Origin of the sequence: Methanonatronarchaeum thermophilum, from assembly GCF_002153915.1 — an archaeon.
GTDB classification, from domain to species: Archaea; Halobacteriota; Methanonatronarchaeia; order Methanonatronarchaeales; family Methanonatronarchaeaceae; genus Methanonatronarchaeum; species Methanonatronarchaeum thermophilum.
In genome coordinates this window covers 119,523-132,955 of sequence record NZ_MRZU01000002.1, presented here as the reverse complement: position 1 = coordinate 132,955, position 13,433 = coordinate 119,523, and the positions used below count along the sequence as shown (strand labels likewise).

Sequence of the window (13,433 nt, the reverse complement as noted above, 5' to 3'; positions counted from 1 at the left end):
TATAGAAACTTCATTGAAAATTTTTCTGAGAAATATCAAACGGATTCTAATAATTTATATACTTTTGGTTTTGTTTTTATTTTTATTTCTTGTTTCTTTTGGTTTTGGTGGGATGGTTTAAAATGTTTTTAGATTTAATTCTGTTTGTTAGGTTTATGGATGGTGTTAGATGCCTGTTGAGATAGTTTATTTGACGGATTTTGCAATTGTTGTTGTTGCTGCTACTTTTATTGGTGTTTTGGCTCAGAAGTTTAAGCAGCCTACTATTGTTGCTTATATTTTGACTGGTGTGATTTTGGGTCCGGTTTTGTTTGATGTTGTTACTGAGGAGGGCTTGGTTGAGGTTATGGCTGAGTTGGGTCTTGGTTTTCTTTTGTTTTTGTTGGGTTTGAAGTTTCGTTTTAAGGATATTAAGGAGATTTTGAGGCCTATTTTAAATATTTCGGTTGGGCAGACTGTTTTGCAGACTGCTTTGGCGTTTGCTATTGCGTGGGTTCTTGGTTTTTCTCTTACTGAGGTTATTATTATTGCTTTGGCTACTGTTTTCGGTGCGACGCCTGTTATTGTTAAGATTCTTTCTGATAAAGATGAGATTACTACTTTGCCGGGTAAGATTGATGTTGGTGTTTTGATTGTTCAGGATATTTATTTGGTTGTTGTTTTGGCGTTGTTGGGTGCTGAAAATCTATCTAATCCTGGTGAGATTGCTTTAAGTTTGGGTCAGATTTTTTTATTGATGTCGGCTGTTGGTGTTGCTGCGATTGCTTCTTCTAGGTATTTACTTCCTAAGTTGTTTAAGAGAATAGCAGATCAGAAGGATATTTTCTTTACTTTGGCTTTGTCTTGGGCGTTTTTGTTTATTTATGTTTCAGAGTTTTTCGATCTTTCTATTGAGGTTGGGGCGTTTCTAGCTGGTTTGAGCCTTGCACAACTTCCATATAGCGATGAACTTCAAGATAGGATGAAGCCTTTGACAGATTTTTTCATTCTAGTGTTTTTCAGCAGTATTGGCCTCCAGATAGCTAGTGATGAATTATTCTATTATTGGTCTGAAGCTGTTATAGCATCAATAGTATTGGTTGTAGGTAATTTCTGGATAATGTTTTATTTAATCTGGAGAGAGAACTTCTCTATTGAGACATCCTTTTTGGGCAGTATCAATATGATTCAGGTAAGTGAGTTCTCGCTTGTTGTGGGAGCGCTTGCTTTAACTCAAGGGTTTATAGAAGCTGAGATTCTCGGATATTTGAGTTTGATGGCGTTGATGACGATGAGTGCGTCAACATACGTGATTAATTACAATCGGGAGATTTATGAGAAGGTTGAGCACCTATTCAGTGTTTTTGATTCTCCAGGACGTAAAGACACGGAGATACGGGAATATAAAAACCATGCTGTCGTTGTTGGTTATGATGAGTTAGCTGAAGCAATAGTTCCATTGCTTAAAAGGCATTATAACGAGGTTGTTGTGGTGGATCGTAAGACAGATAACATTGATTTACTTGAGAAACAGGACCATGAGTATGTGTATGGTGATTTTAAGCACACTGAAGTTAGGAAAGCCGTGAACCTTAAATATGCAGATTTTGTGTTCAGTTCTTCGGAACAGATTGATGTGAATAAACAGATATTGGCGGAAGTTAAACCTGAAACAATCTGTGTTTTCGAGGCTTCAAACTCTGGTGATGCTGAGAAACTACGTGAAATCGGTGCAGATAAAGTGGTTCTTCCAAAGGAGTTATCTGGAGAGATGATGGGTGAATACCTAGAGATCTACCTAAAGAACCCAAGCCATTTCAAGGAGATAATTCAACATGACTTAGATAGAATAAGGGGGGAGACAGATGGCTACTGAACTGATTCTCGACCTTTCAATCATCTTTATACTTGTTGGTTTCCTGCTCTTGGTATCTAACTACTTTGAATGGCCTACAATACCATTCTACATAATTGCAGGAATCGTTGCAGGGTTTTATATCGATGGTCAAAACATAATCGAGTTTGCTTATTGGGGAATCGCTTTCCTGGTATTTGTTTTCGGTGTTTCAATCGATTTCAATAAGATAAAATCAGTTATTTGGGAAAGCGAGATAACTGTTGGATTACAGGTATTAATCCTGGGTCCAATTGCATTTGCTATAGGGTTATTGTTAGGTCTAGATATAGTTAATGCGTTTTATTTCGCTGTAGCAGTGGTTTTAAGTTCAACAATAATAGGGTTTGAACTAAAAGACTATGAAAAGAGAGAAAGCTTTGTTCATGGAAGGCTTTCACAAACCATACATTTTTTCGACGACTTATTAGCAATTTTAATCGTTTTAATATTAAGTGCAGAAGCGTTCACAGCAGGGGAGATAACGCAGAACATACTGGCTGGTGGTTTATTAATATTAACTGGATTCCTAATCTATAGATATTTATTCAAATACATGGTGAAGATTACAAACGGATCCGGCGAACTCATGTTGATGGGAAGTATAACAATACTCATCTTCTTTTTAGGAGCTAGTGAGTTTTTAGGACTCTCAATTGTGGTTGGTGCTTTCGCAGCAGGTATATCGATTCGGACCGATGTTCCAAAATCCATGGATATGCTCAATGGCATAGAATCGATAAAAGATTTCTTCATAGTCCTGTTTTTCACAATGCTCGGTGCATTACTATCGATGCCTACAACAGAGACATTAATCATCGCTTTAGGCCTCCTAGTTTTAACAGGAATTTTAAAACCAATTATAAACACTGCATTCTTAGTTCAAGAAGGATATGACACGCGGACATCGACCCTAACAAGCATCAGCACAGACCAAATAAGCGAATTCACCCTAATAATAGCAATAGAAGGATTCCTAATCGGATTAATAGCTCCCGAACTATTCGATGCAATCATACTCTCAGCAGTAGTACTCATGATCTACAGCACATACACACATAAATACGACGAATATATCTACCGAAACATCATGAAAAAAATATTCAAGAAACCAGAAACAACTCAAACAGACAATCTAAGCGAGGTCAACCCCGACATAAAAGACCACGTAATACTGGTAGGGCATGGAAGACAAGGTAAAAAAATCCTGGAAAGCTGCAACAAAATCGGACACAAAACCATAGTGATAGAAAACGATCCCGCAGCCAGAAAAGAACTTAAAGGAAAAACGGAAAACTACGTAATAAGCGATGCAGTACAGCAATACACATGGCAGAAAGCAAAATACAAACAAGCAAAACTAATCATATCAACAGCACCCGACATAGAAGTGACAAACAAAATACTATCACTAAACACCAAAGCAGATAAAATAGTAAGATGCCGAAACATAGAGAAAAGCCGTAAACTACTGAATAAAGGAGCTCTATACGTAATACTCCCCAACATACTTTCACAAGACAAAGTCAAAAAAGAAATAGAAGACATACTCAAAAACAAAAAACAAACACAAAAATAAAACCAAAAAAATTAAACACCTAAATGAAACGTCAAAAAAATGATAAACTACGGTTTTTTGTTCCATTTAATTGTCTGGATATCGTGAATTAAACTCAGATGTTTTGTTTTTTGTTAGGTTGTTTTTTGGGTTTCTGTAGGTTTTTCTTCGGTTTTTTCCGTTTCTATTCCGACTATGTCTAAAACTCGGTTTTTAACGCTATTACTTACAATTTCGTTTAATATTTCTTGGTTTTCAACTGCACCATATATTTGGATTGGGATTTGGCCTCCAGCCATTCTTGTGTGACCTCCTGCTGACCCGATGTCTTGGAATGCTCTTCTTAATATCTCTCCAATGTCTACTCTGACATCTTTGTTTCTGGCTGATAGGTGTACTGTGTCTTCGACGATTCCGTACACGATTACTGTTGTGATTCCTTCAAGTTGTAGTAGGTAGTCCGCTGCTTGTATTAACGCGTCTTTGTCCGTTGATTCTTTTATTCCGGAAAGCAGGTAGGATCCATATACTTCTCGGTTTTTTATGGCGTCCCCTAATATATCTAGTGTTTCTGCATCCATTGCAGGTGATTCTAGTTCTTGTAATCGGTCTCGGTCTGCTAGGCTGTATAGGAAGTTTGCTGCGGTCATATCTGCTGGATTTACATTGCGTTTGAACTCTAGTGTATCTGTTCTTATCCCGAAAAGAAGTGCGGTTGCTAGATCTTCATCTACGAATATATCCAGTTCCTGTAGGTATTTTGTCATTATAGTTGAGGTTGACCCAACGTCATTTCTTATATCTATGAAATCTCCTTTTAGATCGACCTCTATGTCGTGATGGTCTATTACTATATCTACCTCAATATCTTTTGGTAGTACGTTGTTTTGTCCGGGAATAGCGTTATCGACCAACGCTATTTTTTCATATCCTTCGATACCACCGACCTCTTCGAACCTGATTAAATCGATATCAAGTAGGTTGACGAATGCACGGTTTTCTTGATGCCCAATCTCACCGCTATACACGATATCAGACTCGATATCTAGTTGTGAGGCTATTCGCTGTAAGGCATATCCAGCGGCTATTGAATCTGGATCTGGATTTGAATGTAAGAAGATGCCTAACCTCCTATCACTCCCTATCTCAGTAATAACATCTTTCAACTTACCTGTTTTGCGAACAATCTCCATTCGCTCTAGATTTCGGATAGCGGCATCTGAAATAACTTTTGCTGGATGTAGAACTATATCTCCACCGATATCCTTCATCGTTTGTTTATAAACAGGGTCTACAGCTCTAACAATCACCAGAGTTTCTGGATAACGACCTTTAATCTGTTTTAAAGCTTCAATATTCGATTCGTGGTCAGAAGATAAAATAAGAAACTGCTGAACCTCAGATAAATCCAAATCAACTTCATCCAAAGCTTTTATATCGGCTTGAACGGCATAATACCCTTTATCACGTAGATCCTCTACCTTATCAGGATCTAACTCGATAATCAAAAACTTCTCTTCTTTCTTATGAAGATAATCAGCTACGAAAGTCCCGGTACTACCACACCCAAGAATCGCATACTTAACATCTTCCGGTTTCTCCACATCATTCTGTTCTTCAGACATCAAAACCAAACCAAACCAATAAAACCATATCTATCTTTCTATCCTTTGTTTCCATTCTATATTCCTGTATTTATTTTTGTGTTTGTTTTTGTGTTTGTTTTTGTTTTATTTTGGCTAGTTTGTCGATTGGTTTTAGTGTTTTTAGTTTTTTTGTTTTTAGGTCTTTTTTAGCTGTGTTGTATATTTTTTTGCCTTTTTCGTTTCGGATGATTAGGGTTGACCATCCGTTTGAACTTGCTATGGAGCCTACGCTGATATCGGAGTGTTTTGATTCAAACTCACTACATTCCTTGCAGACCGGTCTTACACAGTGATTTATTTCGGATAGCTCCAATATGGATTCGGAGCCGTTGATTTTGTAGTTGAACTTGCCTTTGTTTATACCGATTTTTTCAATGTCGCATGCATCGCATTCTGCTTTGTCTGTGATTACTTTGAATAATTGTTGGTGTTGGAAGTTTTTCATGCAGAATACTCCGATGTAGTATTTGATGTTACCTACTCCGTTTTCGTTAAGTATTTTTGCAGCTTCAATTTGGCATGGGGTGCCCACGACAGCTATTTCACCATGTTGGGATGCTTTACGAACTTTAGATAGGATTGCTGCGGAACCAAATTTTGTTCCAGCTGATTCTAATACCTCTTCAGGTCTGGTTACAACGTATGGAATTGGTTTCCAGCTGTCTGTCTGTCCAACCACTACAGCAGCATCGATCTCATTTTTGTTTAGGAGAGATATTAATATCGAGGTGACTGCCCCCCCGTCTTGGCTTTTTTCTATTACCTCTGGGTTTCTACTTCTAACAGAGATAGATCTCTCTCTATCAAGTTCCTTTAATCCAAAACTATCTAAGTCATTAATTTCTGGACATACATCGGTGCACAAACCACATTCAACACATTCATCGATTAAATTCGGACCGTCATCTACTTCGATGACTCCTGGTTTGCATGCGGCAACACAAGCACCGCATATACGACATAAACCACTGTCAACAACTTCTTTTTTTAGTTTATCGAAACTCACAACTACCACTTCTCACTGTGAACAAACTTTTCCATTGAATCTCTTTTAGGTGGGTTGGGCTCCACGTCTGGATGGCCAATCGGTAGCATTGCAACCGGCCTCACACCACTGGGTATCCCCAGTATGTCTGACACCTGTGTTTCATTGAAAGCTCCAATCCAACATGAAGACAGGTTGAGTGCGTGAACTGTTAAAAGCATGTTCTGTATCGCTGCAGATGCATCTTGTATTGAATATAGGTTATATCCCCTATCACCATATTTCTGGCTTGAACGCTCCATGTTAGCACAAACAACAATTATGACTGGTGCATCGGAGATAAATGACTGTCCAGCTGCATCCACCAACTCATCTATAACTTCTTTATCTCGAACGATTATGTAGTCCCTTGATTGAAGATTCCCTGCGGAGGGAGCCCAAACACCCGCTTCAATAATCTTATCCACCGCTTCATCACTAACATCTTTATCCTTAAACTTCCGGACACTTCTTCTAGATTTAATTACATCAAATATATTCAATGCCTTAACCATTTCTTTTGAACTCATAAACAACCACCAAATAATTTAGAATAACAAAACTATACGTCAAACCATCTATCGTAATATAATCGTAGGGATATATGTTTTACAGTTAAATGTTTTTACCCTTTGAAACGTTTGAACATCTTATCGAAAAAAGAGTCATGTTCTTCCTGTGGACCACGAACCAACAAAACAGTTCCTTCATACTCACTACCTATCTTTTCAGGAAGTGGGCCGAACAATGTATCTAGATTAAGTTTAGAGTTCATAACACTACCAACACAAACATAATCATACCCCCTAACTTCTTCTAGCAATCTTTTCTTCCGATTACTCCCTACAACCACAGAGATTTCAAAAGAACCTTCTAAACCTGCTTCTTCAGTCATACGACTAATCAACTTCCGACCAACCCTCTTAACCTTATAAACCTCCTCACTCGACATACTGGAATCAACCTCCTGGTAATTAACTAAAGTCAAGTCACCATCGATAAACTCCCTAAGTTGCCCAGCCCGCTTAACGGTGTACAATGTATTAGGGCCCTCCCCAACCAAACAAGCAATCGAGATATCCTCACCAACCCCATCCTTAACAACTGTAACCTCACAACAAGCACCACGAACAATCGGATCGATTTTAGAACCAAGGACATAATCCTTTTTAGAAACCTCACCATCCCAACCAATAACCAGATGATCCGCATCCTCCTCCTCTAAAACACGTAAAACCGAACTACCAACATCCCTACCAACAATCGCTCTAGTACGAAGCGACACATCACCCAATCTATCCAAACTACCAACTAAGTTTTCAGCCTGATCCAAAATCTTTTTCTGAACATCAAGTCCACGAGATTCTGCCTCAATACTCTGAGACAAAGAAATCTGAGGAGGAACCTCAACAACATTAACAACAACCAACTCACCCACACCACCACCTATAATAGCTCCAGCCATCTTCAACAAACAAAACTCAGTACTAGGATTCCTAACAGGCACAACAACCTTAACATCATCAACAGTAATAAACAAAACCTCCAGTAAACCCCACTACATAAATATATCAAATATCACAACAAAACATTTACCTAAAAAACATACAAAAAACCCAGAACAAACAATTATATTAAAACATGACAACTAAAATGTCAGCAATTATCTCTACAAAAAAATGCTAAATTTATTGAAAAATAGTTATCCTCTTTTTATTTTTCTTAGATTTCTAAAAAACCAGTTATCTACTTGTTTTTATCTTTTTTTATGTTTATATTTGTTTTATTTTGTTTTTAGATAGTTTTAATAGATTATAATGCAATCCATAGTTATATGAGATTAACTACAGTTGATCGTTTTCCGGATAAAGAAGTTGTTGAGGATTTGGGAGTTGTTCGGGGAAATACGATTAGAGCTAGAAATATTGGAAGAGACATCACACAGGCATTTAGAAATCTGGTCGGCGGTGAACTAAAAGCATATACCGAGTTGTATAGCGAGGCTCGGGAAGAAGCTATCGATCGAATGATAGAGGATGCAAAAAAACTCGATGCAGACGCAATCATAAACATTAGGTTCATGACATCAATGATAGCGACTGCTGGAGCCGAAATACTGGCTTATGGAACCGCAGTTAAACTGAAAGACAAAGAAAACAGAAAAGATAACTAAAAAACCAAAAACCATTTTTTATTCACTAAGAAAAAAACCTACCTACTCCATTTCATTTTATTTTATTTTATTTTCTTGTTGTTTTTTTGTTTTTTTTGTGTTGGTTTTGGTTTTACTGGTTTTTGTTTTGTTTTGTTTTGTTTTTGTGTTATTTGTAGAGTGGTGTGTCTTGTATGTAGTTTTTGTTTGTTTTGAGTGCTGTTTCGGCTTTGTGTAGTTCTTTGCTTAGGTATGCGGTGTGGTGTTTTGTGGGGTTTTGTGTTTCTATTATTTTGTTTATTATTGTGTCTGAGTTTTTTCCTATCAATGTTTTTGTTGGTTTTTTTGTTTTGCAGTTGTAGTATGTGGCGTATATTGTGTTGTTTTTGCGGTTGACTCCTATTTGGTAGCATCCTTTGCAGTTTTCGATGTTTTTGTTGGTTTTTTTGTTTTGGGTGGTTTTGATTATTTTTTTGGCTTTTGGTGGTTTGAATTCTTTGTATGTTTTTTCTTTGTGTTTTATTAGGTGGGCTCCGAGGTTTTTGGGTGTTGTTCCACGGATTTTTGCTAGTATGCTCATTGTTGTTGCGGTTTTTAGTTCACTGGTTGATCCTTGGGTTTTGGGGCTTTCTTCTGTTGTTAGTAGTAGGTTTACATCGAGTTCTATTGCTATTGAAGCCATTAATGCGTTTATGCTGTGGCTGTCGGTGTCTATTAGTTCGGTGATGTTTCCGATGCCCATTAGTAGTGGGGTTTTTTGGTCTTTTTCTCGGAATTGTATGTATCTTTTTAGTGAGTTTGTTAGTCCTTGTAGTGGTGGGCTTAGTATTGGGTCGGCTATTGGGTTGGCTCCGAGGTTTTTTGTTTTTTTGATGTTTTGATGTATCTTTTCAGGGTTGTTTGGGTCGCCTAATACAACTAGGTTCTGGTTTTTTAGTTTATTTCCGAGTTTGTTTATTAGTTTTTCGTTGACGCTTAGTATTAGGTCTATATCTTGTTCTATGCCTGTTTCGATGTGTTCTGGGTTCATTGTGTCTAGGCTTACTGGAGCTATGTCTTGGATTGTGTTGATGGTTTTTTTTATGTCTTGGGGTTTTGCGTTGTGGTGTACTCCGATGTCGATTATGTCGGCTCCGTTTTCTATGTGTTGTTTGGCTTTTTTTCGTAGTTCGCTGGGTTTTTTGTTTGTTGCGTCAACTATTTCGGTGATTATTTTTGTTTTTGTGTTTTTCCCTATCTGTAGGTCACGTATCTGTAGTTGGGGTTTGGGGTTTTGGAAAAACTGGTTTATTGTTTCTTGATCGATATAGCCTATTTCTATTACTTCGTCGGCTGGTTTTTTGGGGCTTAGTTTAGAGATTTGTTTGTAGTTGATTTCAGTTATGTCGTAGGCGTTTTTAGGGCCTTTTACTACGTTCTGTAGTTCTGAGTAGTCGTGTGGACTTAATCCGGAAACAACTATCCAACTATATCTATTTTGGTCGATAATTCGTTTTATATGGTTGGGGGTTGTGAAGGCAGCTACGTCTATAGGTAGTTTCTGAACTTCGAACTCTATGTTGTCTGCCTCTAATTTGTTTGTTTGTTGAGAAAGTACTTCGAATGCTTTTTTTCCTGTAACAAATAGGATTTTATCCATCTATCCGTATCCTCTTTTTTAATTTGTTATATCAGTAAGGTTAGTATCAATATGATTAACACTAGAATGGCTATAATTAACAATAAGAATAGGATGACGATTGGTGTTAGTAAAAAAGTGAGTATTGTTACCAATGTTCCTCTGAGGACTGGGTAGTCTTTTTCTTTTTTCTTTGCATCTCTATATACAAGGTAGCCAAGTAGTATGGCCAGTAAGATGATTATTATTGTTGGAACTGAAAATATCATCCTATTCGGTTTCCATTTTTTTTATTTTTTTATTTCCATTTTTTGGGGTCACATATCTCGTCTGTTGTTCTTTCTATCTCTAGTTCTTTGACTGGTGTTGCTCCATCTTGTATTGCTTTTTCTACAGAGAAGCTGTCTTTCATTAGGAATATGTTGTAGTCTTGGATCATTCTCTGTGAGACTGAGTTTTTTAGTATTGAGGCGTGTTTTGTGTATCTTTCTTTGCCGACACAGTAGGGTGTTAGTTCGTGAGTTATTTGAGGTCGGTAGTAGTGTTCGTTGAGTGTATCGAAGACATGGTCTTTGTCGGGTTCTGTAAACTCGAATCTATATTTACTTTGGTTGTAGTAGTCACCTAGTTTCGAGAAAATTTCTTTTTGATCGAAATATTGTTTGAAAACGTATTTAGATCCTAACTTGAAAACTACCAGTTTTTTGGGGTTAACATCAAAATCTGACATCAAAAAAAGTATTGTTTTTATAAAAGAATAATACTTACCACACCGTGATGGCGTGGCTTGGTTTTTTTAGATTAGATTAGGTCGAGTTGTTTTAGTACTTTTTTGAGTTGTTGTCGAGATCCATTTTCCATTCCTACCATTGGGCTTCTTAGGCCTCCTGAGGCTAGGCCGATTAGTTCTGCTCCAGTTTTTACAGGTATTGGGTTGGTCTCTATGAATAGTGTTCTGTATAGGGGTGCTAGTTCGTAGTGGAGTTTACGGGCTTTACCGATGTTGTTGTTTTTGATTGCTTCGACCATCATGGAAACTCTTTTTGGAGCGAGGTTTGCCGCAACCGATACAACTCCTTTTCCACCTAATGCCATTATAGGTAGTGTCATTGAGTCGTCTCCAGATAGCACTGTGAAATTCTGGGTGGTTTTTTCGATTACATCGCTTACCTGGTTGATGTCACCGCTTGCTTCTTTTATTCCTATTATGTTTTTTTCTCTTGATAGGGTTGCTACTGTTTCGGGCTGGATGTTTGTTCCTGTACGGCTTGGTACGTTGTAGATAACTATTGGTATGTTTACACTGCTGGCTACCTCTCGATAGTGTTTTATTAGGCCTGCTGCAGTAGGTTTGTTGTAGTATGGTGTTATAACCATAGCTATGTCTACGCCTACGTCTTCTGCATATCCGGTTAGCTCTATTGCTTCGCGTGTGGAGTTGGAGCCGGTGCCGGCCATAACAGGGACACGGCCTTTAGCTGTTTCTACAGCGAGTTCAATAACTCTCTTGTGTTCTTGGTATGATAATGTTGCAGACTCTCCTGTTGTTCCACATGGAACGAGTCCTGAAACACCATTATCGATTACATAGTCAATGTTTTTCTTGAAGCCTTCTACATCAACTTCGTCATTTCTGTCAAAAGGAGTTATTAAAGCCGGAAATACGCCTTCTAATTCCATTTTAATTACAACCTAAATAAACTGTGTTTTTTACGCCCACTCTAACGACATTAATTAGGCGTCTTTCCTTTTAACCATTTTCCCTAAAAAAATGGAATAAAACTGCATACACCTCTGGTTAAATGAAAAATAAGTTATTGATAGTTTTTATTTTTTTCTGGACCTAACCATATAGGGTTTGGAGGTCTTTTTTCTGGATACCCTATGTTTGTTTTGAGGTATCCAGTATTTTTTTATGTGTTTTCTTCTGTCGTTGTGTTTTTACTGTTTTTCTTAGCTATTAAACCTGCTATTCTGTTTCTCAATCTTTTGCTTCTGACGTTCGTTAGTTCTTCCACCATCTCTTTGTTTTCTTCAAAGTCATCTGAAAACTTTTCGCCATGATACTTCATCAGTTCTTCTCCAACACTTCTTATAAATTTTGGTCTACTTCTACCCAATATTTCACCGGCCTTTGTTTTTTGTTGTATTTAGTCGGACAGTCCATTAAGATTTATGTGTGTTTCCAATAGTCATTAGGGTTCTATGGCTTTATTTTGGTTTTTATTTTTTATTTTTTTTTTAATTTCTCTATTATTTGGTTTGGCTCGATGTCTCTGATCTTTATTGTTTTTTTATTTTGTCTATGACCTTTAGTTATTGATATATCGTTTTTGTTAACCGATAAGATGTTTTGTAAGTAATTGATTAGTTCTTTGTTTGCTTTACCTTTTTCTGGCGGTTCTTTTACGTCAATTCTAATCCTCTGTCGCCATTCGTTATATCCAGTTATCTGGGTTTTGTTTTGACCTGGATTTACATTAACTCTGAGTTGAACATCGCTGTTCGTTTTCTTTAAAGCCCCTTCCATGTATAATCGATTGATTCCCTAAATTGTTTTTTGTTTCGGTAAGAAAAAACAGTTAAAATTAGTTAAAATATAAAAAATAAAAATGTAGGGAGAGGAGGTGGGTGGTTAGGTTTTTCTGTGTTTTTTGTATTGGTTGGTGTTTTATTTGTCTAGTTCGAATGTTTTTGCGTTTCTGTTGGCGATTTCTTGTATTTGTTCTATTTTTTGTTGGCCGTTATCTTTTTTGAATAGGTGTTTGTATCGTTTTTGTTTTTCTAGGTATTCTTCGACTGGTTTGCGGTTTTTTATTTTTCTTATATTTATTATTTCTCCGTTTTCCATTTCGTATACTGGCCATAGGGCTGTTTCTACTGCTAGGCGTGCGATTTCGATTGTGTCGCTTTCTTTGAATCCCCATCCTGTTGGGCATGGTACGTGTATTTGTACGTATGATGGGCCGTCTAGTTCTGCTGCTTTTTTTACTTTTTCTACTACGTCTTTTGGGTATGCTATGCTTGCTGAGGCTACGTATCCTACGCCGTGTGAAGCTGCTATTGCGAGGGCGTCTTTTTTGGTGTTTTCGTTTCCGTATGATTGTTTTCCTGGTGGGCTTGTTGTTGTTGATGCTGCTAGTGGTGTTGCTCCTGATCTTTGAATTCCTGTGTTCATGTATGCTTCGTTGTCGTAGCAGATGTAGGTTACGTCGTGTCCTCTTTCGAACATTCCGCTGAGGCCTCTCATTCCTATGTCGACGGTTGCTCCGTCTCCTCCTTGGGCGATTACTTTTGTTTCGTTGTCGCCTTTGGCTTTTAATGCGGCTTCTATTCCAGCTGCTACTGAGGCTGAGTTTTCGAATAATGAGTGGATCCAGGGTATTTCCCATGAGCTTTCAGGGTAGGGTGTGCTTATGACTTCTAGACATCCGGTGGCGCAGGTTGCTATTGAGTCTTGTTCTACTCCTTTCATTGCGAGGCGGGCTCCTAATGCGAGTCCACATCCTGCACAGGCTCTATGGCCGGATACGAAGTCTTCTTGTTCTCTTAGTTTTGTCAT

General features: G+C 37.7%; 14 protein-coding genes. 3 read left to right on the top strand and 11 right to left on the bottom strand.

Translation table 11 applies throughout. The features are described 5' to 3' along the window. Window positions 1-169 precede the first annotated feature (169 nt). Window positions 170-1,855 carry a cation:proton antiporter gene (locus AMET1_RS00710; protein ID WP_086636570.1) on the top strand — a complete coding sequence of 562 codons (1,686 nt, stop codon included), beginning with the start codon at window positions 170-172 and terminating at the stop codon, window positions 1,853-1,855. Then, window positions 1,845-3,452 carry a cation:proton antiporter domain-containing protein gene (locus tag AMET1_RS00705; protein WP_086636569.1) on the top strand — a complete coding sequence of 536 codons (1,608 nt, stop codon included), beginning with the start codon at window positions 1,845-1,847 and terminating at the stop codon, window positions 3,450-3,452. The genes AMET1_RS00710 and AMET1_RS00705 overlap by 11 nt, the downstream gene beginning before the upstream one ends. Before the next feature lie 113 nt (window positions 3,453-3,565). Here the strand turns inward: AMET1_RS00705 and AMET1_RS00700 are convergent, their stop codons facing one another. From AMET1_RS00700 to AMET1_RS00685, 4 genes are all read right to left on the bottom strand, one after another. After that, the gene (locus AMET1_RS00700; protein ID WP_086636568.1) at window positions 3,566-5,056 is read right to left on the bottom strand and encodes a DHH family phosphoesterase; all 1,491 of its coding nucleotides are present in this window, start codon (window positions 5,054-5,056) and stop codon (window positions 3,566-3,568) included. Window positions 5,057-5,126: 70 nt separating this feature from the next. Further along, window positions 5,127-6,083 carry a Coenzyme F420 hydrogenase/dehydrogenase, beta subunit C-terminal domain gene (locus AMET1_RS00695; protein WP_161490691.1) on the bottom strand — a complete coding sequence of 319 codons (957 nt, stop codon included), beginning with the start codon at window positions 6,081-6,083 and terminating at the stop codon, window positions 5,127-5,129. Between the two features lie 2 nt (window positions 6,084-6,085). Further along, window positions 6,086-6,631, bottom strand: a complete 546-nt coding sequence (locus tag AMET1_RS00690) for a nitroreductase family protein (RefSeq protein ID WP_201721221.1) — start codon at window positions 6,629-6,631, stop codon at window positions 6,086-6,088. Window positions 6,632-6,726: 95 nt separating this feature from the next. Then, window positions 6,727-7,641, bottom strand: a complete 915-nt coding sequence (locus AMET1_RS00685) for a universal stress protein (RefSeq protein ID WP_161490690.1) — start codon at window positions 7,639-7,641, stop codon at window positions 6,727-6,729. 294 nt (window positions 7,642-7,935) lie between these two features. Between AMET1_RS00685 and AMET1_RS00680 the strand changes: the two genes are divergently transcribed. Next, complete coding sequence (locus AMET1_RS00680; protein WP_086636565.1) at window positions 7,936-8,274, top strand: YbjQ family protein; 339 nt, start codon at window positions 7,936-7,938, stop codon at window positions 8,272-8,274. Window positions 8,275-8,422: 148 nt separating this feature from the next. Here AMET1_RS00680 and AMET1_RS00675 read toward each other — a convergent pair whose 3' ends face one another. From AMET1_RS00675 to AMET1_RS00645, 7 genes are all read right to left on the bottom strand, one after another. Beyond that, window positions 8,423-9,892 carry a dihydropteroate synthase-like protein gene (locus tag AMET1_RS00675; RefSeq protein WP_086636564.1) on the bottom strand — a complete coding sequence of 490 codons (1,470 nt, stop codon included), beginning with the start codon at window positions 9,890-9,892 and terminating at the stop codon, window positions 8,423-8,425. Between the two features lie 26 nt (window positions 9,893-9,918). Continuing rightward, window positions 9,919-10,140 carry a hypothetical protein gene (locus AMET1_RS00670; protein ID WP_086636563.1) on the bottom strand — a complete coding sequence of 74 codons (222 nt, stop codon included), beginning with the start codon at window positions 10,138-10,140 and terminating at the stop codon, window positions 9,919-9,921. 29 nt (window positions 10,141-10,169) lie between these two features. Next, window positions 10,170-10,601: a hypothetical protein gene (locus AMET1_RS00665; protein ID WP_086636562.1), complete on the bottom strand. Its 432-nt coding sequence runs from the start codon at window positions 10,599-10,601 to the stop codon at window positions 10,170-10,172. A 71-nt stretch (window positions 10,602-10,672) separates the two neighbouring features. Then, on the bottom strand, window positions 10,673-11,551 hold the full coding sequence (gene dapA, locus AMET1_RS00660) for a 4-hydroxy-tetrahydrodipicolinate synthase (RefSeq protein ID WP_086636561.1): 879 nt from the start codon (window positions 11,549-11,551) through the stop codon (window positions 10,673-10,675). Window positions 11,552-11,784: 233 nt separating this feature from the next. Then, window positions 11,785-11,991, bottom strand: coding sequence for a 30S ribosomal protein S17e (locus AMET1_RS00655; RefSeq protein WP_086636560.1), 207 nt, complete (start codon window positions 11,989-11,991; stop codon window positions 11,785-11,787). Between the two features lie 110 nt (window positions 11,992-12,101). Then, complete coding sequence (locus AMET1_RS00650; protein WP_086636559.1) at window positions 12,102-12,401, bottom strand: DUF167 domain-containing protein; 300 nt, start codon at window positions 12,399-12,401, stop codon at window positions 12,102-12,104. Window positions 12,402-12,542: 141 nt separating this feature from the next. After that, entirely contained in the window at window positions 12,543-13,433 is an 891-nt protein-coding gene (locus AMET1_RS00645) for a thiamine pyrophosphate-dependent enzyme (RefSeq protein ID WP_086636558.1), read from the bottom strand.